This window comes from Collinsella aerofaciens, from assembly GCF_018785265.1.
In the GTDB taxonomy this organism is placed as follows: Bacteria; Actinomycetota; Coriobacteriia; order Coriobacteriales; family Coriobacteriaceae; genus Collinsella; species Collinsella aerofaciens_AI.
The window spans coordinates 1-23681 of sequence record NZ_WQPK01000023.1 but is presented as its reverse complement, the minus strand read 5'-3'; the positions used below and the strand labels follow the sequence as shown (position 1 = coordinate 23681).

The 23681-nt window shown below is 59.3% G+C and carries 21 protein-coding genes; 10 read left to right on the top strand and 11 right to left on the bottom strand.

Features of this window, described 5'->3' with window-relative positions; genetic code table 11:
- The first annotated feature begins 251 nt into the window (after window positions 1-251).
- Entirely contained in the window at window positions 252-1010 is a 759-nt protein-coding gene (locus GPK42_RS03965; RefSeq protein WP_338404327.1) for an HAD family hydrolase, read from the top strand.
- Here the strand turns inward: GPK42_RS03965 and GPK42_RS03960 are convergent.
- Complete coding sequence (locus GPK42_RS03960; protein WP_215693666.1) at window positions 1007-2326, bottom strand: L-cysteine desulfidase family protein; 1320 nt, start codon at window positions 2324-2326, stop codon at window positions 1007-1009. The two genes, GPK42_RS03965 and GPK42_RS03960, sit on opposite strands and share 4 nt — an antisense overlap.
- Window positions 2327-2598: 272 nt before the next feature.
- On the opposite strand from GPK42_RS03960, the gene rpiB reads away from it, so the two are divergent.
- Window positions 2599-3066 (top strand): ribose 5-phosphate isomerase B, encoded by a 468-nt coding sequence (rpiB, locus tag GPK42_RS03955; protein ID WP_006234151.1) that lies wholly within the window; start codon window positions 2599-2601, stop codon window positions 3064-3066.
- Between the two features lie 151 nt (window positions 3067-3217).
- Here the strand turns inward: rpiB and ndk are convergent, their stop codons facing one another.
- From ndk to GPK42_RS03935, 4 genes are all read right to left on the bottom strand, one after another.
- On the bottom strand, window positions 3218-3622 hold the full coding sequence (ndk, locus tag GPK42_RS03950; protein ID WP_006234152.1) for a nucleoside-diphosphate kinase: 405 nt from the start codon (window positions 3620-3622) through the stop codon (window positions 3218-3220).
- A 384-nt stretch (window positions 3623-4006) separates the two neighbouring features.
- A complete protein-coding gene (gene argH / locus GPK42_RS03945) occupies window positions 4007-5437 on the bottom strand; it encodes an argininosuccinate lyase (RefSeq protein WP_215693664.1) in 1431 nt (476 codons plus the stop codon).
- Between the two features lie 118 nt (window positions 5438-5555).
- On the bottom strand, window positions 5556-5726 hold the full coding sequence (locus tag GPK42_RS03940; protein ID WP_158551289.1) for a hypothetical protein: 171 nt from the start codon (window positions 5724-5726) through the stop codon (window positions 5556-5558).
- A 233-nt stretch (window positions 5727-5959) separates the two neighbouring features.
- On the bottom strand, window positions 5960-7186 hold the full coding sequence (locus GPK42_RS03935) for an argininosuccinate synthase (RefSeq protein WP_035138001.1): 1227 nt from the start codon (window positions 7184-7186) through the stop codon (window positions 5960-5962).
- Between the two features lie 554 nt (window positions 7187-7740).
- On the opposite strand from GPK42_RS03935, the gene GPK42_RS03930 reads away from it, so the two are divergent.
- A complete protein-coding gene (locus GPK42_RS03930; protein ID WP_215693662.1) occupies window positions 7741-8568 on the top strand; it encodes a Cof-type HAD-IIB family hydrolase in 828 nt (275 codons plus the stop codon).
- A gap of 275 nt (window positions 8569-8843) precedes the next feature.
- Here the strand turns inward: GPK42_RS03930 and polA are convergent, their stop codons facing one another.
- Window positions 8844-11594 (bottom strand): DNA polymerase I, encoded by a 2751-nt coding sequence (gene polA / locus GPK42_RS03925; protein WP_215693660.1) that lies wholly within the window; start codon window positions 11592-11594, stop codon window positions 8844-8846.
- Between the two features lie 166 nt (window positions 11595-11760).
- Between polA and GPK42_RS03920 the strand changes: the two genes are divergently transcribed.
- Both GPK42_RS03920 and GPK42_RS03915 read left to right on the top strand, forming a co-directional pair.
- Window positions 11761-13158 (top strand): aminopeptidase, encoded by a 1398-nt coding sequence (locus GPK42_RS03920; protein ID WP_215693658.1) that lies wholly within the window; start codon window positions 11761-11763, stop codon window positions 13156-13158.
- 100 nt (window positions 13159-13258) lie between these two features.
- Window positions 13259-14068 carry a YaaA family protein gene (locus GPK42_RS03915; RefSeq protein WP_215693656.1) on the top strand — a complete coding sequence of 270 codons (810 nt, stop codon included), beginning with the start codon at window positions 13259-13261 and terminating at the stop codon, window positions 14066-14068.
- A 134-nt stretch (window positions 14069-14202) separates the two neighbouring features.
- On the opposite strand, the gene GPK42_RS03910 is transcribed toward GPK42_RS03915, so the two are convergent.
- Complete coding sequence (locus tag GPK42_RS03910; protein WP_006234163.1) at window positions 14203-14724, bottom strand: hypothetical protein; 522 nt, start codon at window positions 14722-14724, stop codon at window positions 14203-14205.
- 171 nt (window positions 14725-14895) lie between these two features.
- On the opposite strand from GPK42_RS03910, the gene thiC reads away from it, so the two are divergent.
- Both thiC and thiD read left to right on the top strand, forming a co-directional pair.
- A complete protein-coding gene (gene thiC, locus GPK42_RS03905; protein WP_117820371.1) occupies window positions 14896-16230 on the top strand; it encodes a phosphomethylpyrimidine synthase ThiC in 1335 nt (444 codons plus the stop codon).
- Between the two features lie 182 nt (window positions 16231-16412).
- A complete protein-coding gene (gene thiD / locus GPK42_RS03900) occupies window positions 16413-17243 on the top strand; it encodes a bifunctional hydroxymethylpyrimidine kinase/phosphomethylpyrimidine kinase (protein ID WP_215693654.1) in 831 nt (276 codons plus the stop codon).
- Between the two features lie 333 nt (window positions 17244-17576).
- Here thiD and GPK42_RS03895 read toward each other — a convergent pair whose 3' ends face one another.
- The 4 genes from GPK42_RS03895 to GPK42_RS03880 form a co-directional block, all read right to left on the bottom strand.
- On the bottom strand, window positions 17577-18236 hold the full coding sequence (locus tag GPK42_RS03895) for an SGNH/GDSL hydrolase family protein (RefSeq protein ID WP_117843475.1): 660 nt from the start codon (window positions 18234-18236) through the stop codon (window positions 17577-17579).
- Between the two features lie 78 nt (window positions 18237-18314).
- On the bottom strand, window positions 18315-19430 hold the full coding sequence (locus GPK42_RS03890) for a TIGR02452 family protein (RefSeq protein WP_215693652.1): 1116 nt from the start codon (window positions 19428-19430) through the stop codon (window positions 18315-18317).
- A 140-nt stretch (window positions 19431-19570) separates the two neighbouring features.
- Window positions 19571-20266 (bottom strand): Bax inhibitor-1 family protein, encoded by a 696-nt coding sequence (locus GPK42_RS03885; protein WP_055286094.1) that lies wholly within the window; start codon window positions 20264-20266, stop codon window positions 19571-19573.
- A gap of 84 nt (window positions 20267-20350) precedes the next feature.
- Window positions 20351-20689, bottom strand: a complete 339-nt coding sequence (locus GPK42_RS03880) for a hypothetical protein (protein ID WP_006234236.1) — start codon at window positions 20687-20689, stop codon at window positions 20351-20353.
- Between the two features lie 250 nt (window positions 20690-20939).
- On the opposite strand from GPK42_RS03880, the gene GPK42_RS03875 reads away from it, so the two are divergent.
- The 3 genes from GPK42_RS03875 to GPK42_RS03865 all read left to right on the top strand — a co-directional run bounded on the left by GPK42_RS03875 (window position 20940) and on the right by GPK42_RS03865 (window position 23492).
- The gene (locus GPK42_RS03875; RefSeq protein ID WP_117803364.1) at window positions 20940-21989 is read left to right on the top strand and encodes an inorganic phosphate transporter; all 1050 of its coding nucleotides are present in this window, start codon (window positions 20940-20942) and stop codon (window positions 21987-21989) included.
- A gap of 67 nt (window positions 21990-22056) precedes the next feature.
- The gene (locus GPK42_RS03870; protein WP_195919441.1) at window positions 22057-22680 is read left to right on the top strand and encodes a DUF47 domain-containing protein; all 624 of its coding nucleotides are present in this window, start codon (window positions 22057-22059) and stop codon (window positions 22678-22680) included.
- 281 nt (window positions 22681-22961) lie between these two features.
- A complete protein-coding gene (locus tag GPK42_RS03865; protein ID WP_215693650.1) occupies window positions 22962-23492 on the top strand; it encodes a nitroreductase family protein in 531 nt (176 codons plus the stop codon).
- The last annotated feature ends 189 nt before the right edge of the window (window positions 23493-23681 follow it).

The window sequence follows — 23681 nt, the reverse complement described above, 5'->3', positions numbered from 1 at the left end:
CACAACGTTTAGGAACACTCGGGAGCCGACAGATACTAATGTGACGCTTATGCAATCACGTTCGTATAGGTTACGGGGAAATGAGTTCGATTTCAAGCGTGAACTGCGATTTTTTACTCGTGTGGAGACTTTTTCGTAATCTTATGAACACACGTCTCCGCAACTTGACGATAACCAGCCAGGCATTCGGCTTTGGGGTAAAGTATCCGGAGCCAACGATTCTAGATCGATTTTTCGAGAAAGGTGCCCGCGTGCTCAAAGCAGTCGTTTTCGATATGGACGAGACGCTTCTTAGCATCAACCTCAACGCGTTCATCCTTCGCTATTTTAAGGATGTCTCTTCGATGCTCGCGGACATCGGACGTCGCAGCCGTGGTGGCACGATGGCGCGTCTCGGCACCATCCTGGTCGACCTCAATGCCAATCGCCGCAGCGGCACGGACAATCGCACCAATCTTGAGTTTTACCAGACCGAGGTCGAGCGCAGATGTGGTATCTGCCTCTCCGACCCCATGATCTACGAGGCATTTACCTACTACGATCGAGAAGTTCTTCCCCACAAGAATGACGACGTCATCAACGCCCATGCTATGCCGGGCGCACACGCCGCACTTCAGGCCGTGCAGGACGCTGGGCTGCGCTGCGCGCTCTTTACCAACCCCAGCTTTCCGCAGGGGGCCATCGAATGCCGCATGGGTTGGGGCGACCTGGCCGACGCCCCCTTTGAGCTCGTGACGCACATGGGAAACGCCACCCGCTGCAAGCCCGATGCCACCTACTATCTAGAGCAGCTTCAGGTGATGGGGCTCGAGCCGCAAGAGGTCCTTATGGTGGGCAACGATCCCAAACGCGACTTCCCGTCCCCCGATTGCGGCATCCAAACCGCCTATGTGGGCCAGGGCAAGCCCAGCCGAGCCACCTGGCGCGGAACCATGGAAGACTTCGCCCGCGACTTTAACGCCGTAGTAGAGGCCTTCTACGAGCACCAAGTAGCCGACGAACTGTCTTAACAGACCTGGGTTTTGCCGATCATGATGTTGAGGATCTCGATGTCGGTGTCCTTCATGCCCACGCGGCCCACGTAGCCCATGCTGGCAATCGTCTGCTCGACGGTATCCTGAATGAGACCCTCGCCGGCGCGGAAGCCGCGGCCCTGCATGGCCATATCGTGGCCCAGAATCGCAGCATCAACGGCAGCGGAAATCTTAGCCGCGCAACTCGCCTTGGCGCCATCGCACACGATGCCGCCCACGTTACCGAGCGTATTCGAGACCGTCGCGCCAATCTGCTCGCGCGTGCCACCGCACAGCCAGGTAATCGCAGCGCCGGCGCCGCACGCGGCGCAAATAGCACCGCAAAACGCCGAGAGCGCACCAATATAGCTCTTGATATGCACGGCGATAAGATCGGACAGCATCACGGCGCGCACCAGGCGCTCGTGGTCGCAACGCAGGTACTCGGCATACTCCATGACGGGCAATGCGCAGGTAATGCCCTGATTGCCCGAGCCGCACACAATGGCGACCGGCAGCGCGCAGCCGTTCATGCGGGCGTCGGACCCGGCGGCCGCACGGGCACGGGCACGGCAGGCGACGTCATCGGCACGAGCACCCAGCAGCGTACGACCCACCTCGGCGCCCCAAGCGTGCGCAAGGCCCTCGGCACTGATTGCGCCATTCAGCTCAATCTGACGCTCAACGGCAGCGCGGGCGTCCTCAATGTCACCGTCCTCGATAAAGTCGATGATGGACTCAATGCTCATAGGGGCATCGGCCTTATCCGCCGCACGCTCGGCCACCACGCGCTCGGCGCAGGCGGCACACTCCCCCGCCGACTTGCCGCATACCGGAATACCATCGAGCGTATGGCACGTGACATTAGTGTGGTGATCGGTAATCTCGACGACCGCGGTATGGCCCCCGGCCGTCGCAGTCACCTTGATGTAGAGGTTGGGCACACCTTCGACAAGCGACACATCGCAGTAGCCGGCGTCGGCGAGGAGCTCGGCCACGCGAGCGCGGTCTTCATCGTTAACGCTCTCGAGCACCTCGAGCGCGCTCTTAGCGTCGCCGCCCACGGCACCCAGCACGGCCGCGGCCTCAATACCGTGCATACCGCCCGAGTTGGGCACGGTCACGCTCTTGACGTTCTTGATGATGTTGCCCGAGCAGGCAACATCCATATGATCGGGCTCGCAACCGAGCGTCTGGCTCGCCAGTGCCGCTGCATAGGCAACGGCAATGGGCTCGGTACAGCCGAGCGCGCAGACAAGCTCGCGGTTCAAAACATCGCAAAACGCGGCATCACGAAGGGAATCGGCAGGCATAGGTATCTCCTACTTGTATAACGGGCTGGGCTCTCAATAATAATTAGCTCTTTTATTTGATAACAATGCATCAAAAACCGCAACCCAGGTTCCGGTAGACGGCATTCAGGCGCAAACTGACGGCATTCATTCATGAGAAACCGGTCTTGTCGCATGCTAAAGCGTTTGACCAAAAAACGCTCGAGCGTTTACGCAAAAGTCGCGCTATCATGCAGTCGAACGCGGTAAACACCTTTAGCATTTGCGCCGCACAGACAAGAGAGGAACCATCCATGAAGATCGGTATCGGTAACGACCACGCCGCCGTCGAGCTCAAGAACATCATTTCCGAGCACCTGAAGGAGCGCGGCTGCGAGGTCGTGAACTTTGGCACCGACACCTCCGAGAGCTTTGACTACCCCATCGCCGGCTACAAGGTGGGTAAGGCCGTTGCCAACGGCGACGTCGACCTGGGCATCCTCATCTGTGGAACCGGTGTCGGGATTAGTCTGGCTGCCAACAAGGTCGAGGGCGTACGCGCCGTCGTGTGCTCCGAACCCTTCAGCGCCAAGCTCTCGCGCATGCACAACAACACCAACGTGCTCGCCTTTGGTGCTCGCGTCGTGGGCTCCGAGCTCGCCAAGATGATTGTCGACGAGTGGCTCGACGCCGAGTTTGAGGGCGGTCGTCACGAGCGTCGCGTTAACCTCCTCAACGAGATCGACCACACGCGCGGCCTCAAGGTCGTCGACGAGGCCTAAACCACTCAGTGCCACAAGCTAACAGCAGGGGCCCGCTCGGAACTCATGACCGAGCGGGCCCCTTCATAGATTTTGGAATAAAAGGGCGCCGCGGATGGAGTTCCGCGGCGCCCAAGCCACACGCTAACAGCTTTAAGGAGTCAAAGCTGGTTTAGCCAAAGAAGCGCTTGATCTCAATCTCGGCGTTCTCCAGGCAGTCGGAGCCGTGGATCACGTTGGCGTTGACATCGACGGCAAAGTCACCGCGGATGGTACCAGGAGCAGCGTCAAGCGGATTAGTAGCGCCCATGAGGGTGCGCATCTTAGCAACAGCGGAGAGACCGGAAACGACCATCTTGACGACCGGACCGCTCGTCATAAAGTCACAGAGACCGCCAAAGAAGGGCTTGTCGGCCAGATGGGCGTAGTGCTCCTCGACGGTAGCGCGCTCGAGCGTGGTCATCTCCATGCGCTCGATGACAAGGCCGCTGCGCTCAATGCGAGCAACAATCTCGCCGATCTTGCGGTCGCGCACGGCGTCGGGCTTAATCATGATGAAGGTCTTCTCGATAGCCATAAGGTAGCCTTTCAAGTAGGTTCGCGCGTGCCCAAGTCCCATTCCGGCACCCGCCTGGACTGCATCGTAACAGAGTTTTAGCTGCAGTTAAACAAAAAGCTGTTTATTGAAACGTTGCAATTTATTAAAGCGCTCCATATGTGTCACTTCTGTTTCGAAGCCCGATTAGAGTACCATCCGACTGCCCATCAACCGCATCGAACAGAGCAGACGGTCGGTTGCCGCCCGCGAACGTACCCCCTTCACAACCTGCCCAAAGGTCCTACAGAAGTTCTCGACAAGCCCCTCCCCCATAGCAACAAAATACGGACGCCCACAACAGCAGACGCCCGTAAAGCAAAAACGATTCCTCAATAAATGGCCAAAACGGCTTCAGCCAAACCTCTACTTTGCCCCGTGACCCATCTCGACGACCTTAGTCAGCGATCCAAACACGCCCTCGTCGGCCACGAGCTGCGCCTCGGCACGCTGCAGCTGCACGGCAACGGCGGCAGGGGCGGTGCCGCCCTCGGTCGTGCGCGCGGCGACAATCGACGGGATGTCGAGCGCCTCGGTAATGTCGCGCTCAAAGAGCGGGCTTGCCTCCTGGAACACCTCAAACGGCAGGTCCTCAAGATTGCAGCCGCGCTTCTCGCACATCAGGACCAGATGGCCCACCACGGCATGTGCCTCGCGGAACGGCAGACCACGCTTAGCCAGGTAATCGGCAACATCGGTGGCGGCAAGGTGCCCCACGCCGCACTCGCGCGCCATGGCATCCTCGTTGACGGTCCAAGTCGAAATCATACCGGCCATAACCGACAGACACTGCATGAGCGTATGGGCGGTATCGAGCGCGCTCTCCTTGTCCTCCTGCAAGTCCTTGTTATAAGCAAGCGGCAAGCCCTTCATGGTTACCAGCAGCTGCACCAGGTTGCCGTACACGCGACCGCTCTTGCCGCGGATAAGCTCGGCAAAGTCGGGGTTCTTCTTCTGCGGCATGATAGACGAGCCGGTGGAGTAGGAGTCTGAAAGCGTGATAAAGCCAAATTCGGAGCTCGACCACAGCACGATCTCCTCGGAAAGACGCGACAGGTGCATCGCCATGACGGATCCGGCGTAATGCAGATCGAGCAGGAAATCACGGTCGGAAACCGCATCGAGCGAGTTGGGAATCACGCCCGCAAAGCCAAGTTCGGCAGCCGTCATCTGGCGATCGAGCGGATAGCTCGTACCGGCAAGCGCGGCAGCACCCAGCGGGCAGTTGTCGGCGGCATCAAAGGCGGCCTTCAGACGTGTAAAGTCGCGCGCGAACATCCAGGAATACGCCAGCAGATGATGTGACAGCAGCACGGGCTGAGCATGCTGCATGTGCGTGTAACCCGGCAGAATCACCTTGTCGTACTTCTTGGCCGCATCCACCAGCACGTGGCGCAACTGCAGGTTGGCCTCCATGAGCTCCTTGGCCAACGCCTTGACGCCCAGGCGCGTATCGGTCGCCACCTGGTCGTTGCGCGAACGTCCGGTATGCAAGCGCTTGCCGGCCTCGCCGATGCGACGCGTCAGCTCGCTCTCGATGGACATATGGATGTCCTCGTCGTTGATATCGAAGGTGAAGTTGCCGGCATCGATATCCTGTTCGATTCCGGTCAGGCCCTCGGCAATCGCCTGCTCATCCTCGGCACTGATGATGCCCTGGGCCGCCAGCATCTTGGCATGCGCCTTAGAACCGGCGATATCCTGCTTATAGAGATGTTTGTCGACCGGCAGCGACGCGCCAAACTCCTGCGTGACCTCGGCCACGCCCGCCTCAAAACGACCGCCCCAAAGAGCCATGGAACCGTCCCCTTTCTCCAAATACCAAAACAAGCGCCCAAAGCAATGCGCCATGTCGCTAAAGCGATTTTTCAACCGCTAGTTTTACACAATCTCCACCGTGCGCGGGACCATGTTGCTAATTTGCAAAGAAGTGACGCACCAGGCACTTGGCGCCCAACGTCTCCCTCCGGATGTTGCCTTGCGAACCATCGATCCAGGCCTTTAGGCTCATAGGAACGTCCTCGACCTTTGCAGCATCGAACTCGGGCGCGAGGGCAAGTAAGGCATGCGCGATAGCGTTGAACATAATGGATACTCCTCATATATATAGGCACAGAGCCGCCAAATTGATAGAAGGAGCCCCGCCGGACAACCCCGGCGGGGCTCGGACTCAGCCGCAGGCGCGGCGTCATATATGCGGGCGGAACGTAGGGGCCACCGATGTTAAGAAGTGTCAGTAAGCATAACGAAAGGTAGGGACCCCGTGCGCCCGTTTTGTATCACGCGGATGGGCCGCGCGGATACCAAGGAAAGGAGGCGTTAGGCCTGGGCGGCAGCGGAGCTGGGACCCTGGACCTTTGCCCACGTCTTGAGCGACAGCGTATCGATCTCGATAAAGCCGGCGCTGGCCTTCTCGTCAAACGTGGTGTCGCGGTCGTAGGTAGCCAGACCGTAGTCGTAGAGGCTGAAGGGGCTCTTGCGGCCGACGACATGGCAGTTGCCCTTAAAGAACTTCAGACGGACAGTGCCGGTCACGAACTTCTGGGTATCGGCCATAAAGGCATCGAGCGCGTTTTTGAGCGGGCTGTACCACTGGCCGTTGTACACGGCGGTGGCCCAATCCTGCTCGAGCTTGATCTTGGTCTTGAGCAGGTCGCCCTCGACGCAGATGTCCTCGAGCGCCTTGTGGGCGGTGATGAGCGTCAGGGCGCCGGGAACCTCGTAGCACTCGCGGCTCTTAAGGCCCACCAGGCGATCCTCGACCAGATCGAGACGGCCAAAGCCATTGTCGCCGGAGATCTTGTTGAGGGCGATGACGATCTCGGAGAGCTTCATCTTCTTGCCGTCGACGGCGACAGGCTTGCCGGCCTCAAACTCAATCTCGGTGTAGGTCGGAGTGTCCGGCGTGTCCTCGGGGTTCTTGGTCATAACCCAAGCGTCGTCGAGCGGCTCGTTCCAGGGATCCTCCAGGTGACCGCACTCGATGGCACGACCCCACAGGTTATCATCGATGGAATAGGGGTTGTCGTTGGCACCCTCGGGAACCGGCACGTTGTGGGCGTGAGCATAGGCGACCTCGTCGGGACGGCACTTCAGATCCCACTCGCGAACCGGAGCGATAACCTTAAGCTCGGGGTCGAGGGCCTTGACGGCAGCCTCAAAACGAACCTGGTCGTTACCCTTGCCGGTGCAGCCGTGGGCGACGTAGGTCGCGCCAAACTCGTGAGCGACCTCGACGAGCTTCTTGGCAAGCAGCGGGCGAGACAGGGCGGAGAGCAGCGGGTACTTATTCTCGTACATGGAGTTTGCGGCGATGGCTTTGGTCAGGAACTCATCGGAGAACTCGTCACGCAGGTCGAGCACCTGGCAATCAAGAACGCCCAGGTCGAGCGCCTTCTGCTTCTTGGCGTCCAGGCCGGTCTCCTCCTGGCCCACGTTGCCGCAGACGCAAACGACATCGAGATTCTTCTCGTCCTGGAGCCACTTGACACATACGGATGTATCAAGACCACCGGAATATGCGAGAACGACTTTTTCCTTGCTCATGGCTGTTTCCTTTCGCCCTTGGTAGCTAGTTAGAACATCGGTCAGTTGCAAGTCATTTCAAGGTCGAATACCGTGCAATATCAGGTTAAATAGCAAAAATCAGCACATACATGCCCTAGAAACATGCAGCAATATCGTGCTAAAACCCAACGACCTCAAAATGACTCTGTTGAGGCAATTCGCCCCATGGGGACAGAGACGATTGTTATCGTCGTCGGGAAATTGCGCGCTGGCGTCGGATGGCATTGTCTGCAGTGGTGATGATCTTTACGAACTGCATCTGCCTCTCCTTTCACCTATCGCCGGGCGCAATTCATATATCGTAAACGGTACCTTTTCCTCGGTAAGCGGTTGTTTTTCCGTCTCCGTTTTCGATATTCGCTATATTACGCTAAAGTGCCAGCAGCACAAGCGACAAATTCAAATTTCTGAAAAGTTTTTTCATTACTTTGTGAATTGCAGTGCAAATACGCTCCGTTCCTGCGACAATACGCTCGGTTACTGGTTGATGGTTATAACGTCTGAAACAATTTCGAAACGAAAGGCGCGCTTTTATGCAAACTTACGAATCGGACACCAATATCGGAAACATTAAGATTCTCGCCGTCGACATGGACAAGACGCTACTCACCGACGAGCGCGTGTTGCCGCAGGGTCTTGATGAGCGCCTGGACAAGCTCGCCGACGCAGGCATTGTATTCTGCCCCGCCAGCGGACGCCCTGCCCCCAAACTCGAGGAAATGTTCGAGAGCATTAAGAACCGCCTTGCTTTTTGTCCCGACAACGGAGCCTGCGTCATCTATCGCGGCAGTTATATCTATAAGAGCAACATCGATGTGGCGCTGTATCAGCAGGTGCTCGTTCGTGCCTCGGAGGACCCGCGCGCCGTTCCCGTCCTGTGCTGCTACGACGAGTTCTATGTGCTCGCCCGCGACCATCAGTACCACGACGAGATCAGCGTGTACTACAACACAATCAACTACGTCGACAGCTTTGAGGGCCTTGATATCGAGTCCAATAAGATCTCAATCTTTTTCCCCGCCTACGATGCCGAGCCGGCGTTTCGCGAGGACTACAACCCGGCATTCTCGGACCGACTCTACGTCACCAATGCGGGCCGCGAGTGGATCGACTTTATGAATCTGGGCGTCGACAAGGGGTCGGGCGTGGCTCATCTCTGCGAGCGCCTGGACATCGATATCGCCGACGCCGCTGCCGTGGGCGATACGTACAACGACATCCCCATGCTGGAGCGCGTCGGGCATAGCTTTATCGTGGACAATGCCGAGGAGCACATGAACGCGCATGCCAAGTGGCGTATTCCGAGCAACAACGACGGGGGCGTACTGACGCTCATCGACGCCATCTTGGCGGCTCGTTAACGTGGCTCGTCGGACCTGGCCGGGTGGCATGGGTTAACTTTTCGCTCGGTCAGGTCCTGGGCTCGCTCGAAGAGCACATTTAGTGCTCTTCGGCTCGTGCGGAATCTACAAAAATCAAACGGCCGGCGCCGGGCATGGCTACATATTCGTTCATGTCGCCTAGATGGCGTCTTGAGTGTCTAGATACTTAGCTGAATATATTTGGATGAAGGGGGCTCCTTGTTGGTAAGGAGCCCCCTTCTGGTTTTGGTTACTTTGGAGTTGTCGATACGTCTTTATTTGGCGTCGGCCCAGGTTATGCCGGTGCTGGCTTCGGCGATCAACGGTACGCGGAGGTCTACTACGTGCTCCATGACGTCGCGAACCATGGTGGTTAGGCGCTCGACTTCGTCGATGGGGCACTCAAAGTCCAGTTCGTCGTGTACCTGCAGGATCATGTGAGCGGCAAAGCCCTCCTCTTCCAGACGGCAGCTTACGCGGGCCATCGCGATCTTGATGATGTCGGCGGCGGTGCCCTGCATGGGGTGGTTCATGGCCGTGCGCTCGCCAAAACCGCGGAGTTGCGGATTTTTGGCCTTGAGCTCCGGAATATGACGACGGCGGCCGTACATGGTCTCGGCGTAGCCCGTCTGCTTGGCGCGCGCCACCACGTTGTCGAGGAACGTACGCACGCCCGGGTAGGCCTCGTAGTAGCGGTCGATCATGTCGCGCGCCTCGGCCATCGAGATATGCAGCGACTGCGACAGGCCGTAGGCCTGCTGACCATACACGATGCCAAAGTTCACGGCCTTGGCGCGGCTGCGCAGGTCGGGTGTCACCTCGGACACCGGCACTCCAAACACGCGCGCCGCCGTCTCGGCATGGAAGTCCTCGCCCTCGTTAAAGGCGCGCACCAAGTGCTCGTCACCCGAGAGATGCGCCAGCAGACGCAACTCGATCTGCGAGTAGTCCACCGCCAAAAAGACGCTGCCCTCGCCTGCCGAAAACGCCGTCTTGACGGTACGCCCCAGCTCCGAGCGCGTCGGGATGTTCTGCAGGTTCGGGTCGCTCGAAGACAGACGCCCCGTCGCGGTGATGGTCTGGTTGTACGTGGTGTGCACACGGCCGTCACCACGGCGTAGCGGGCCCAGCGTATCCAGATAGGTGGACTTGATCTTAGACTTCTCACGCCAGTCCAAGATCAGACGCACGATTTCGTGGTCACGCGCAAGGTCGCTCAACACCTTGGCGTTGGTCGAATAGTAGCCGCGCTTAGTCTTCTTGAGACCCTTGGTCGGAAGCCCCATCACATCAAAGAGCACATGCGACAGCTGCATGGGACTACCAATATTAAAGGTCTCGTCACCCGCCAGGTCGCGAATGCTGCGCTCGACCTCGGTGATCTGGGTCGCCAGACCCTCGGACAGACTGTGCAGACGGTCGGGGTCCACGAGCATGCCCGCGCGCTCCATCTTGGCAAGCACCGGCACGAGCGGCATCTCAATGCCATCGAACACGTTAGCGGCATTCTCACGCGCCATGCGGTCGCGCAGCGGGGCCACGAGCGCCAGCGTCAGGGCCGCCGTGCGAGCAGCGGGTACAGGCGCGTCCTCGCCGGCGCCTTCCGCGCCGCGGGCAGCAGGCAGCGACATCTGCAGATAGGTATCGGCAAGATACGCCTCGTCAAACTCGGAGCGGTCGGAATCCAGCAAGTAGGCCGCCACCACGGTATCGAAGATACGGGTGGAATCGGCAGCGAGCGGATCCATGAGCTCGGGCTCAGAGGAATCGATAGGCGAAAGCTCGTGCAACAACGCCTTCATATCCGGGCTCGCCACGCGACCCTCCATAAACAGACGCGCAAGCACGCCGGCAATCACGCCGTGGGCGAAGTTGAAGCCATCGACTACGGCAGTGGTACCGCCGTCGCCCTCCTCGAGCGCGAACAGGCCCTTGGACGTCGCCAACCACAGCGTGCGCGTCAGTCCAAAGAGCGCGCCCTCTTCCTTGTCGTCGTCCACCACGGCGGCGACCCACTCGCCGGCATCAATCGCGCGGGAGACCTCAGCCGCAACGGCACCAAGCGCGTCAGCATCGCCGGCGGCTGCGCGAACCATCGCAGGTATCTCAAACACACTGGAGGCAGCAGCAGCCCCGCCCTCGCCGCCGATCAGCGCCAAGAAACGGTTCTGCATGGCGGTGATACCAAGCGTACCCAGCGCCGCGGAAACCTCATCGGCAGAAAACGCCGGGAAGGACGTCGCCTCAAAATCGAGCTCAACGGGTGCATCGGTGCGGATGGTCGCCACCTTGCGACTCAGCAGCGCGTCGTCGATGTGTGCACGCAGGTTCTCGCCCATCTTGCCCTTGACCTCGTCGGCATGCGCGATGACCTCGTCCAAGCTGCCGTACTGTGCAATGAGCGCGCTCGCCTTTTTGGGGCCGATGCCCGGTACGCCGGGTATGTTGTCCGACGTATCGCCCTTCAGACCGTAAAAATCGGGCACGAGCGCCGGCGTAATGCCGTGATACAGGTCGTCCACGCTCTCGGGCGTCATAATCGCCACGTCGGACAGGCCCTTGCGGGTCGAGACCACGTTGACGTGCTCGGTCACGAGTTGATACATGTCGCGGTCGCCGGTCACCAGTAGCATGTCGCAGCCGGCCTCCTCACCCAGGCGCGCCATGGTTCCCAGGATATCGTCGCCTTCCCAGCCCTCAGACTGCAGAATCGGCACGTTGAGCGCGGTGAGCAGCTCCTTGATCATAGGGAACTGCGCGTGCAGGTCGGGGTCCATGGGCGGGCGCTGCGCCTTATACTGCGGCAGCATCTCCATGCGCACGCGCGGCTTGCCCTTATCAAACGCCACGACCACACCGTCGGGATTAAAGGCGTCAATCATCTTGAGGAACATATTCAAAAAGCCAAAAATCGCGTTGGTGGGACGACCGTCCGACGCGTTCATGGTGGGCGGCACGGCGTGGAAGGCGCGGTGCATGAGCGAGTTGCCGTCGATGACGGCAAAGGTGCGGCGCTTGTCAGACATATTGAATACCTCGCTTTGGGCTGGGCACGGTTTGCTCACACCAGTTTACACGCTCCCCGCCCCGCGGCCACCGCACATCAAGCTCCCCCGCCAACGTGAGCCCGCGCGTGATACGATGGCTCACGGTACATCAACCAGCACGATCGATCCGAAAGGAGCCTGCGTCATGGAGCGTCCCTGCGCATGGAAAAAGTACACGCCACAGCAAGTCGAGGAGCTCGAGGAGCTTTGCCGCGGCTATAAGCAGTTTTTGAGCGAGAACAAGACCGAGCGCCTGTGCGTCAAGACCGGCATCAAGATGGCCGAGGAGGCGGGCTACGTCAATCTGGAGACCGTGATTGCCGAGGGCCGCGTGCTCAAGGTCGGCGACAAGGTATACGCCGCCAACCACGGCAAAGACCTTATGCTCGTCAACCTGGGCACCGCCCCGCTCGAGCAGGGCTTTAACATCCTGGGCGCCCACGTGGACTCGCCGCGCCTGGACCTCAAGCAGAATCCCGCCTTCGAGGCCGGCGACATGGCCTACCTCGACACGCACTACTACGGCGGCGTCAAGAGCTACCACTGGGTGGCCTCCCCGCTTGCACTCGTGGGCGTCATCTGCAAAAAGGACGGCACCACCGTCGACATCAACATCGGTGACAAGGCCGACGACCCGGTCTTTACCATCTCCGACCTGCTGATCCACCTCTCGAGCGAGCAGATGTCCAAGCCCGCCAAAGATGCCGTCGACGCCGAGATCCTCGACGTGATCGTGGGTGGTCGCCCCGTCAAGTTCGATGAGGACGACAAGGACGCCCCCAAGGAGCCCGTCAAGCAGATGTTCCTGGACATCCTCAAGGAGCAGTATGACGTCGAGGAGGAGGACTTCCTCTCCGCCGAGATCGAGGTCGTGCCCGCCGGTCCCGCCCGCGACATGGGCCTCGACCGCTCCATGATTTTGGGCTATGGCCACGACGACCGCGTCTGCGCTTACCCCTCCATGCTTGCCCAAATCGACGTCGCCAACGTGGAGCGCACGAGCATCACGCTCATCGTCGACAAGGAGGAGATCGGCTCTGTGGGTGCCACCGGTATGACGAGCCGCTTCTTCGAGAACACCGTCGCCGAGATCATGACGCTCGCCGGCGAGGATAGCCCGCTGGCCCTGCGCCGCGCACTCGCCCGCAGCCGCATGCTCTCCTCCGACGTGTCCGCCGGCTTCGACCCGGGCTACGCTGGCAAGTTCGAGACCAAAAACGCCGCCTTTATGGGTCGCGGCCTGTGCTTTAACAAGTACACGGGCAGCCGCGGCAAGGGTGGCTCCAACGACGCCGATGCCGAGTACGTGGCCCTCGTCCGCGACATCATGGACGAGGCTGGCGTGGACTTCCAGACCTGTGAGCTCGGCCGCGTCAATGCGGGCGGCGGCGGCACCATCGCCTACATCATGGCCAAGTACGGCATGAACGTCATCGACTCCGGCGTTGCCGTCCTGTCGATGCACGCCCTGTGGGAGGTCGCCAACAAGGCCGACATCTACGAGGCCTACCGCGGCTACAAGGCCTTCCTCGAGCGCGCCTAACTAGTCCTTCATCAGTTGCGGTGAAATACGGACTAAACTGGCCCATAAACGGCCAAAACAGACCGTATTCCACCGCAACTTTTTTGGCAGAGGAGAGTCCATGCTGCAGGTCATCATTTCGCCCGCCAAGCAGATGCGCGCGGCCCAAGATGCTTTTGAAGTCCTGGGCATCCCACCCTTTGTGCGCGAGACGGCTCGCCTCCACCGCGCACTGCTAGATATCGAGCGGAATGAAGGCAGCGGCGGCCTGCAGGCGCTGTGGAACGTGAGTGACAAACTGCTGGGACCTTGCCTCAACACACTGCATGAGTTCTGGCCCATCCTGAAAAGCGGCGATCTCGACAATCCCGCACTCGCCCGTCACCTCTCCCCTGCCGTCATGTCCTATCACGGCATTCAATACCAGAGCATGGCACCCGAGGTGATGGATTCCGCACAGCTCGCATGGCTGCAAGACCATCTGTGGATCCTCTCCGGCCTCTACGGGTGCGTTCGTCCCTTTCATGCCGTCGAACCGTATCGGCTGGAGATGGGCGCGAAGCTTGTCGTCGACGGTACCCGAGACCTCTACGCATTTTGGAGCGATAAGCTCGCGCGGGCTATCGCCCCGGCAGGTTCAAACACCACGATCGTCAACCTCGCCAGCGTAGAGTATGCCAAAGCCGTTCTGCCCCACCTCGCGGGCGACGCCACAGCCGTCACGTGCCTCTTTGGCGAGGGTATCCGCAACGGGAAGCCCATCCAACGGTCGACCGCCAGCAAAAAGGCGCGCGGCTCCATGGTGCGGTGGATGGCAGAAAACAAGCTCGAGGATGCAAGCGAACTTACCGCATTCAACATCGGCTATCGCCACGTCCCCGAGCTCTCATACCTAGGCACCCTCATGTTCATCAACGAACAGATGCTCTAGAGCCGGCACCCAACACTGACCCGCTCAGCCTTCTCTATATAACTTGCGGTGGAATAATTCCTATTTGAGCCTTTTTCGCACAATCAGGAACTATTCCACCGCAACTTTTATGAATTGGCTGCTAGGCTCGACACCTATTCTGCTAGACCGTCGGCCTTTGCAATCCCGTTTGTCGAACCGTCCTGATAGACAATCTTGACGTGCTCGACCTCGGACACCGCAACACCCGACGGGGGCTCCAGGCGCCATTCCGTCAGCGCGATATCCATCGTCGTGGGCACATCCCCTTGATCTTTGAGCTTCACCGTCAACGTTTTGAACGTCGCATCATACGTCACGCGTTCGATTTCCTCACCAGGAATAGACCCACCACTCAGCTGCAACTGCACAAACTCATCGCACGGGTACCAATAATCGCCCGGAACGGCGAGCGTATTGGCATTACCGCCAGTACTCCTCACCGTCATAATCGGTAGGCTATCATCAGCCTCGAACTCCCATGCAGCGCCGCCGCGACCACCAAACGTCCAGATACAAAAGGCAATCACCAGCACGGCAAGCACCGCAAAACCGATCGCGACAAGGCCATGGTGCGCACGGCTTTCCTCGGCCGATACATCCCATTGCGTCTCTCGATATAGATGCTTGTCTTCCATGTTCGCCTCCTCACAGGCACGCTCGTTAGGCCAATCGTACCCATTCGAGCTATACTTGAGCCCATTACATAAACGGGGGGCTTGCAGGACAAGACGGCAGGCTGAGATTGGGCGCGCCCGCCCTGACCCGCAAACCTGATATGGGTAATGCCAACGAAGGGAGCCGTGCCAATGAGCACACAGACCGAGCCCAAGCTCGTCACGCAAATCGACTTCGCCCGCGCCGGGCAGATCACACCGCAGATGAAGGAGGTCGCCGAGCGCGAGCATCGCGACCCCGAGTACATCCGCGAGCGCGTGGCCGACGGCCGCATCGCCATTCCTGCCAACATCGTGCATATCAAAAAAGGCATGCGCGCCTTTGGCGTCGGTGAGGGCCTGTCCACCAAGGTCAACGTGAACTTGGGCATCTCGGGCGACAAGGCCGATGCCGCCGAGGAATGGAAGAAGGTCAAGATCGCCGAGGACTTTGGCGCCGACGCCATCATGGACCTCTCCAACTCGGGCAAGACGCGCCAGTTCCGCCAGCAGCTCATCGACGAGACGCCGCTCATGGTAGGTACCGTCCCCATGTACGACGCCATCGGCTACATGGAAAAGCCGCTGGTCAAGCTTACCAAGGACGACCTGTTCGAGGTCGTGCGCGCGCACGCCGAGGACGGCGTGGACTTTATGACCATCCACTGCGGCATCAACAAGTCGGTCACAAAGACCTTTAAGGAGACCGGCCGCCTCATGAACATCGTGAGCCGCGGCGGCTCGCTGCTGTTTGGCTGGATGGAGGTCACCGGTAACGAGAACCCGTTCTATGAGTTCTACGACGAGCTGCTCGAAATCTGCCACGAGTACGACGTGACGATTTCGCTCGGCGACTCCTGTCGCCCGGGCTGCCTCTACGACTCCAACGACGCCACCGAGACCGCCGAGATGATCGAGCTGGGCAAGCTGTGCAAGCGCGCATGGGCCGCCGGCGTCCAGGTTATGGTCGAGGGTCCGGGCCACATGGCGCTCGACGAGATCGCCGCCAACATGAAACTGCAGAAGCGCCTGTGCCACAACGCCCCGTTCTATGTGCTCGGGCCGCTGGTGACCGATATCGGCGTGGGCTACGACCACATCACCGCTGCCATCGGCGGCGCTATCTCCGCCAGCTCCGGCGCCGACTTCCTGTGCTACGTGACGCCGGCCGAGCACTTGTGCCTGCCCAACGCCCAGGACGTGCTCGACGGCCTCATGGCCACCAAGATTGCCGCACACGCCGCCGACATCGCCAAAAAGGTGCCCCACGCCCGCGACATGGACGACAAGATGGGCCAGGCACGCCGCAAGCTCGACTGGGACGCCATGTGGAAGTGCGCGCTCGACCCGGTTACGGGCAAGAAGCGCTACGAGGAGTCCCCCGCCGCCACCGAGGGCACTTGCACCATGTGTGGCAAGATGTGCGCCGTCCGCACCGTCAACAAGATCTTCGAGGGCACCACGATCGACCTCGGCATGGAGGACTAACCCTGTCGCCGCGGCCGCTTCTGGCGGCGAGCTGGTGCCTGTCAATTGTTGACTTGTGAACATTTACTTACACTTGCGTAGAGATTGCATCGCCCGCCCGGGTTCGGCATAGAGTCGGCCCGGGCATCTTTATAATGCTGGCTTAAAGACCCATTTGATTCCGACCGAACAAGGGAGCGAACATGGATCGTAGTAAGGTACCTGCCGTCCTGTCCATCGCGGGATCCGATTCCAGCGGTGGCGCCGGCATTCAGGCCGACATCAAAACCATCACGGCGCACCGCCTGTATGCCGAGACGGCCATCACCGCCATCACAGCGCAAAACACCCTGGGCGTTACCGCCGTGCAGGATATCTCGCCAGATATCGTAGCCGCGCAAATTGACGCCGTTTTTGACGATATCCGCCCCAACGCCGTCAAGATTGGCATGGTTTCTTCTGCCGAGATTATCGATGTTATCGCCGACCGCCTGAGCGCCTGGAACGCGACAAACGTGGTAGTCGACCCCGTCATGGTAGCCACCTCGGGCGCACGGCTGATTGCCGAAGATGCCGCCGAGGCGCTCACCCGCCGCCTGTTCCCGCTAGCGACGGTTATCACGCCCAATATTCCCGAGGCCATGGCCCTGCTCGACTACGAGGTCGACTCCGAGCGCACGCAGCAAAATGCTGCCATGCTCCTCACCCGCCGCTTTGGTTGCGCATCCCTCGTTAAGGGCGGGCATCTTGTCAACGAGGCCAACGATGTACTGGCCGAACCCGCGCCACTCGATGACGAGGGCAACCATCTTGGAGATCCACTCACCACGTGGTTCCGCCACAAGCGCATCGAGACCGACAACACGCACGGCACCGGATGCACGCTCTCGTCCGCCATCGCCTGCGCGCTGGCCCAGGGCATGGATCTTGCCGATGCCGTCAACGCCGGCAAGGCCTACCTGACAGGCGCTCTGGCCGCCGGCCTGAACATGGGCAAAGGCTCCGGCCCCGTCAATCACATGTGGCAGTATTAAGATTTGCAGCCCAAAACCACCGCAAAGGGGACAGGCACCTTTGCGGTGGTTCCCACAAACATCTCGATCCGTAACAGTTAGAGCCCATTTTTCGGCTCACCTGTTACAGATTGAGACATTCAAATTCCGCAGAGAAGAAAATCTCGATCTGTAACAGTAACTCGGCAAAATCGACCCTAGATGTTACAGATCGAGACAAACGACCGATATCGGCCTAAATAATCTTAATCTGTAACATCTAGCCCGTTTTCGGCCTTACAACTGTCACAGATCGAGACAAAGCAACGAAACAAGCCACCACAAGGGGAACTTCTGTGGTGGCTTGGGGTCGCGCTACTCTCCGAGCATCTCTTGGAGCTTGGCTGCCACGGCGTGACCCAGGCTCTCATGGCTTTCGGGCATCATATGCAGATAGTCGATATCGCCCGGCTCGGCAAAGTCGGCGGCATTCAAAAAGTCGCAGCCAAACTGCTCAGCCACATGCGCGTAGTACTCACCAAAATGTTCCGAGGCTTCTACGGAATGCTCGTCAAAATCGGTCATATATACGTCGGCGATCTGCGGCTTAATCTTGATAGGCGCCATCAGCAGAATGCGCGGACAAGGCGCAGCGTCGGTCCACGGAAACGCGCGGACGGCGCGAATCAGCGCCATGGCGCCACGGGCGATATCGGAAGCTGTCACGTTAAAGACCGTCTTACAGTCGTTGGTGCCCAGCATGATCACAATGGCGTCCAGCGGCTTATGGGCCTCGAGCAGCATCGGAAGTGCGCGGATGCCGTTAAGATTGGTGTCCAGATGGCACATGTCGTCGCGTACCGTCGTGCGGCCGTTGAGGCCTTCTTCAATTACATGCCAGCCCTCGCCTAAGTCACGTTGGGCCACGCCGCACCAGCGCACATCCTGCGCATAGCGCACCGCGGTGCCGTCGCGCATGCCCGCCGGATCGTAACCATAGGTGTTGCTGTCGCCAAAGCATAGAACGTTTTTCATCGTAAGCCCCTCGCTCAGTAAAAAGCCGACGGAAGCAGCCTCTCCCGCCGGCTCGACCTATCTGTCAGCACGTACCAATTACAGGTACTTGCGCCAATCGTCCTCGTCCTCATCATCCTCGGTAGCAGCCTGGGTCTGCTCGGCGGCGCGAGCTGCCGCAGCGCGAGCGGCAACCTGGGCATAGGACTCCTCGTTGCGCTCGGGGAAGTTTGCCAGCACGTGCTCGAACTTGGCAAAATCCTCATCCCAGCGCGTAGAAGGCACGGCAAAGAAGACTTGCTTGACCTTAAAGTCGCCCGACGCGAGCTCCTTGCGGAAGAGCTCGGCCACGGCCTCGGCGTCAAAGCCGTTGTTGTCGCAGCCCCAAGCGCCCAGCACGAGCTTCTCGCGACCCAGCTCGTCGCAGATGGCAAGCACAAAGCGAATGCGGTCGCGCAGGGCATCCAGCAGAGCATCGTCGCTCACGCGATACTCCTGGCGGGCGCGCTTAACGTTGGGCGCGGCGGCCACGATCACGTCGGCGTATGCATGCACGTGGTTGCGGTCGAAGCGCACCGCAGGCACCACTAGGGCGCGGTTACGATAGAGCTCGCAGTTGATGTTGCGGCGACGGTTCTCGCCGTACCATTTGCGCTGCTTATCGAGAACGTTGTACAGATACGAATCGGCGCACAGTGTGGCCTCCTGGCCCAGATAACCCTGAATATAGCCACCGCCCGGGTTGGTGAACGAGGCAAAGGCGAGCACGGCCATGTCGCAGAACTGCGCATAGCCACGACCGTTGTCCAAGATGGCCTGCGTGGCGGAGGCATCGAGCACGGTGACCTCAGGCAGGGACGCAGCAGGCTCCTCAGCAGGCGCGGACTCAGCTTCGGCGATTTCCTCGGCAGGCTCCTCGACGGGCTCAGGAGCTGCCTCGACCTCGGCAGCCTCCGCGCCCTCGACGTCCTCGGCAACCTGTTCTTCGGTGGCCACAGCACTCTGAACCTTGGCCTTCATCGCCGCGACAAAGCCGGCAGGCATACCGTCAAACTCGCGAACACCGGCAAGCGAACGCTCGATATCCTTGGCGCACGCTTCGGACACAGTTGCCACGTGACGCTCGGCGGCCTTGGCACGGGCCTCGCGCTTGGGATTGGGCTGACCCGCTCGGTTGGACCTGCGGTTACGGTTCCTGTTGTCGACGTCTGCCATACGTGGCCACCTTTCCTGTCGCTGCCGCTATCGGCTTTTCCCATCCATGATACCCCGCCGCGCACAAAAAAGACGGCCCCGAAGGACCGCCTTTCGCATCGTTTTACCGTGTCCGGCAGGAAGCGTCGCAATGCCGCGCTTTAATCGCGACGGCCGAGGATGTTCAAAATGCGCAAAAACACGTTGATAATATCCACGAACAGGTTAGAGGCCATAAGCACGGCATTGGGCAGTGTGGGCGGCACCGTCGTGGCAACATAGGTGTCATAGCCAATAAACCCGGCGAACACCACGATCACGATCAGGTCGGTGATGGTCTGCGAGACGCCCATGAACATCAGCACGATCTCAACCAGAATAGTTGCGAGCAGAATGCCAAAACCGATGCCATATACGCGCTGGAAAAACTTGGGGAACGTCACGCCCAAGGCGCCAAAGACAAAGGTGATGGCGGCCGTGGCGATAAAGGCAGTGTTGATGGTGGGCAGGTCGTAGTTGGCAAGGCCAAACGACGCGGTCAGGCCAAAGGTACTCGCAAAGATTACGTAGCCCACAAGGGACAGGCCCACGGACTGCTTGCTGGCGGCGGCCGACATCATGACCATGCCGACGATGGTCAAAATAAACGAGCCAAAGACCAGCGGCAGGGCGGCGCCGCTCATCATCATGCGCGCAAACGACATGGTGCTCGTAAAGTAGGCGCCGGCGCCCATGGCGCAAAAGCCCAAGAAGATCAGGGCAGACATGGCGAGATTGTACGCGCGCGGCGACATCTCCTTGGCGCGGCTTGCGCCGCTCTCGACGGGGCCGTTCTGATAGCCCTGGATATCGTTCATAGGTTCGTCCTTTCAAAAAGTGCCGTGAAAGACGGCGCAGCAGGTGACAAGATTCCTGTCATTGTACCCGAATGCCGTACGTCCTTACCCACGGCGCTCGCCCTCGAGCGTACGGTCGAATGCCCACACCCACCAACGCATCAGATGGGCCTGCGAACCATCTGGTCGTTCGCGCGTCTGGTCCTCCAGATACAACTCGGTCGCGTGCCCGCCAAAACGCACCTTATAGGTTGCCGTACGGATGCCGTGAACCGTCAGGCCAAACCCAGTGGTCGAGACAATCTCGTCAATCGTAAAGCAACGACCGTCGACCCAGCAGACGGTGACCGGCACGACCTGTCCGCCCGCGAGGATGCGAGCCACGACGTCCACATACTGCTTGTGCACGCGCCGAGTTTTGCCATCTGTCTGTCGATATTCCATGCCTCCTATTATCGAACGCATGTTTGCATGTTGTAAAGCGAACAGACTGTGGTTTTGGAGTGTCGTAGTAATCGCACGTGTCCGCATGGCGTGTTAGCAAAAAGAACACCCGCGGTCAACAGGGCTAATATTCAATTTTAGTGCCAAAAAATTCACTGCTCCCATCAGAACTCGGTAAAGAAACCCACAGGAGGTGATACGATTTATCATGTTTTTGTAACGTGTCTGCAAACTTCGAGAAAGCCCATATATGGACGTAACGTTCTCAACCTTCCTCGGCCAAATTGTGTCGAACCCAGTCCTTGCCGTCACCGTGATCCTCGCGTTGGGCGCCATCTTCGTCAATGGATGGACCGACGCGCCCAACGCCATCGCGACCTGCGTCACTACGCGTTGCATGCCCGCCCGCGCCGCCATTCTCATGAGCGCCGCATTCAACTTCCTCGGTGTGCTCATCATGACGCACTTTAACGCGAGCGTCGCCAATACCATCTCGCATATCGTCGACTTTGGCGGAAACAGCACCATGGCGCTCGCGTGCCTCTGCGCGGCGCTGTTCTCCATCGTCGTCTACGGCGCCACAGCGTCGCGTTTTGGTATCCCCACCTCGCAAAGCCACAGCCTTATCGCCGGCCTGACCGGTGCCGCTATCGCCCTCGGCGGCGCGAGCAGCGTCAACGTCCACGAGTGGATGAAGGTCATCTACGGCCTGGCGCTCTCCATCGGCCTGGGCTTTGTCATGGGCTGGGTCCTGTGCAAACTCGTCTCGATTCTTTTCGCCGCCGCCAACAGGCGACGTGCCAATGTCTTCTTTAAATACGCTCAGATCGCGAGCGCCGCGGCCATGAGCTTTATGCACGGCGCGCAGGATGGACAGAAGTTCATCGGCGTGCTCTTTTTAGGCGTGGCCTTCGCCAACGGCCAGACGAGCGTCGGCGACGCCGGCATCCCCATCTGGATCATGCTGCTGTGCTCGGCCACCATGGGTATCGGCACCAGCGTGGGCGGCGAGCGCATCATCAAGTCCGTCGGCCAGAGCATGGTCAAGCTCGAGAAGTACCAGGGCTTCTCTGCCGACCTCGCGGGCGCCGCAAACCTGCTGCTTGCCACCCTTACCGGCATCCCCGTGTCCTCCACGCACATCAAGACCTGCGCCATCATGGGCGTCGGTGCCGTCAAGCGCCTTTCGGCCATCAACTTCGGCGTCGTCAAGGACATGATGTTCACCTGGTTCTTCACCTTCCCCGCCTGCGGACTAATCAGCTTTGTCATGGCCAAGCTGTTCATGATGTTCATCTAGTCAAACCGAGCGTCCATCCGGACTGCAATGCTTCGCCCACCCGTCTTCGCCTCGAAAGGACCCACCCATGGCAAAGAAACCCGATTCGTTCTACTTTGATAACTACGTTGCCTGCGCTGACCTCGCCGTTCAGGCAGCCGAGCTGCTCACCAAGATTTTTGAGAACTTCGACCCCACGCAAATCCATGACATGCTCGATAAGATGCATGCGATTGAGCATGCGGCAGACAAGAAGCACCATGAGCTCGAAGACGCCCTGCTCACCGCCTTTATCACCCCGCTTGAGCGCGAGGATCTGGACCTGATGAGTTGCTCGCTCGACACCGTACTCGACCGCATCGAAGGCGTCGTGCAGCGCGTCTACTTCACCAACATCCAGAGCATCCACCCCGATGCCATCGTCATCGCTCACAAGGTAACCGATGCCTGCCGCGCCATGAAGGACCTGATGGTCGAGCTGCCCAACTACCGCAAGTCCAAAACGCTGCGCGAGCTCGTCATCCAAATCAACACCATCGAGTCCGAGGCCGACGAGCTCTACATCAACGCCATGCGCAACCTGCACGTTAACGGCAAGGACCCGCTCGAGGTCATCGCTTGGCGTGACGTGTACGCCTTCCTGGAGTACTGCGCTGACTGCTGTGAGAATGTGGCCGATGTCGTAGATTCGATTGTCATGAAGAACAGTTAATTGGGGGTACGTGTCCCACCGGTCGCGGGCCCGACCACTAATACCTTTTTCACTCCGGCTGCAAGCAGAGTCGTTCAAAAGGTATTAGTGCTCGGGCCCGCTCCCTTACGTACCACCATTGGGAACTTTGGCTGATACTTTGAAAGTGATGGGGCTTTTGTTGGCAGGGCCTTTGAGCCCGATTGGGAACTTTGGGACTGCCTTAAACGTTTGGCTGGATGGGGCTTTGGGTACCCTTTGTTTTACTTTGGGTTGATACGCTGAATTTGGAGGGCTTGGTTGTGAGTTATTTGGATTTGGCTCGGGGTCGGTATTCTTGTCGTTCTTTTGAGGATCGGGCAGTTGAGCAGGCTGTGGTGGATGCCATTGTTGAGGCTGGGCGTATTGCTCCTTCTGCTTGCAATAATCATCCAACCCGTGTGATGGTGTTGGATACGCCTGAGCTTCTGGAGAAGGCTGCTGCTTGTCAGCCTCGGTTTGCTCGTGATGGGTCTATCTTTGGGGCTCCGCTTGTCTTCCTTATTTGCAGCGTTACCGATGACGCTTGGGTGCGCCCGTATGACCAGATGAATTCCAGTGAAATCAATACGTCCATAGTGTGCGATCAGATGATGATGGAGGCCACCGAGCAGGGCCTGGGAACGTGCTGGGTATGCCATTTTAAGCCTGAGGTGGCACAGGAGCAGTTCAACCTGCCCGAGGGCGTCTATCCCTATCACATGCTCGTCTGTGGCTATCCTGCCGACCACATCGCCGATCCCGAGCATCGCGAGGCCCGCACCATTCCCCTCTCCGACTTCCTCCTCAAGTAGATTTTTGGGACATGCCTTAAAACCTATCCTTGACCGCTCACCCGTTCGCCGAGTTCTGCGCCACTATGTGCAGGGCTCGGTTTTTTATGATGCGCACCCTTGCATAGTCATCAGAACCACCCTTAAAAAGGGTGGTTTGCTCTTAGGGTATAACCCACGGGCCCCGGGCTCGCGTCTAAAGGCGCGGGC

What these genes read in the sequence shown, in the direction of transcription:
- GPK42_RS03910 (WP_006234163.1), bottom strand. Translation starts at nt 14,724, where the DNA reads ATGGAAGACAAGCATCTATATCGAGAGACGCAATGGGATGTATCGGCC.
- GPK42_RS03915 (WP_215693656.1), top strand. Translation starts at nt 13,259, where the DNA reads ATGCTGCAGGTCATCATTTCGCCCGCCAAGCAGATGCGCGCGGCCCAA.
- GPK42_RS03870 (WP_195919441.1), top strand. Translation starts at nt 22,057, where the DNA reads ATGGCAAAGAAACCCGATTCGTTCTACTTTGATAACTACGTTGCCTGC.
- GPK42_RS03885 (WP_055286094.1), bottom strand. Translation starts at nt 20,266, where the DNA reads ATGAACGATATCCAGGGCTATCAGAACGGCCCCGTCGAGAGCGGCGCA.
- GPK42_RS03920 (WP_215693658.1), top strand. Translation starts at nt 11,761, where the DNA reads ATGGAGCGTCCCTGCGCATGGAAAAAGTACACGCCACAGCAAGTCGAG.
- GPK42_RS03960 (WP_215693666.1), bottom strand. Translation starts at nt 2,326, where the DNA reads ATGCCTGCCGATTCCCTTCGTGATGCCGCGTTTTGCGATGTTTTGAAC.
- GPK42_RS03940 (WP_158551289.1), bottom strand. Translation starts at nt 5,726, where the DNA reads ATGTTCAACGCTATCGCGCATGCCTTACTTGCCCTCGCGCCCGAGTTC.
- GPK42_RS03890 (WP_215693652.1), bottom strand. Translation starts at nt 19,430, where the DNA reads ATGGCAGACGTCGACAACAGGAACCGTAACCGCAGGTCCAACCGAGCG.
- polA (WP_215693660.1), bottom strand. Translation starts at nt 11,594, where the DNA reads ATGTCTGACAAGCGCCGCACCTTTGCCGTCATCGACGGCAACTCGCTC.
- ndk (WP_006234152.1), bottom strand. Translation starts at nt 3,622, where the DNA reads ATGGCTATCGAGAAGACCTTCATCATGATTAAGCCCGACGCCGTGCGC.
- GPK42_RS03875 (WP_117803364.1), top strand. Translation starts at nt 20,940, where the DNA reads ATGGACGTAACGTTCTCAACCTTCCTCGGCCAAATTGTGTCGAACCCA.
- argH (WP_215693664.1), bottom strand. Translation starts at nt 5,437, where the DNA reads ATGGCTCTTTGGGGCGGTCGTTTTGAGGCGGGCGTGGCCGAGGTCACG.
- rpiB (WP_006234151.1), top strand. Translation starts at nt 2,599, where the DNA reads ATGAAGATCGGTATCGGTAACGACCACGCCGCCGTCGAGCTCAAGAAC.
- GPK42_RS03930 (WP_215693662.1), top strand. Translation starts at nt 7,741, where the DNA reads ATGCAAACTTACGAATCGGACACCAATATCGGAAACATTAAGATTCTC.
- thiD (WP_215693654.1), top strand. Translation starts at nt 16,413, where the DNA reads ATGGATCGTAGTAAGGTACCTGCCGTCCTGTCCATCGCGGGATCCGAT.
- GPK42_RS03935 (WP_035138001.1), bottom strand. Translation starts at nt 7,186, where the DNA reads ATGAGCAAGGAAAAAGTCGTTCTCGCATATTCCGGTGGTCTTGATACA.
- thiC (WP_117820371.1), top strand. Translation starts at nt 14,896, where the DNA reads ATGAGCACACAGACCGAGCCCAAGCTCGTCACGCAAATCGACTTCGCC.
- GPK42_RS03895 (WP_117843475.1), bottom strand. Translation starts at nt 18,236, where the DNA reads ATGAAAAACGTTCTATGCTTTGGCGACAGCAACACCTATGGTTACGAT.
- GPK42_RS03880 (WP_006234236.1), bottom strand. Translation starts at nt 20,689, where the DNA reads ATGGAATATCGACAGACAGATGGCAAAACTCGGCGCGTGCACAAGCAG.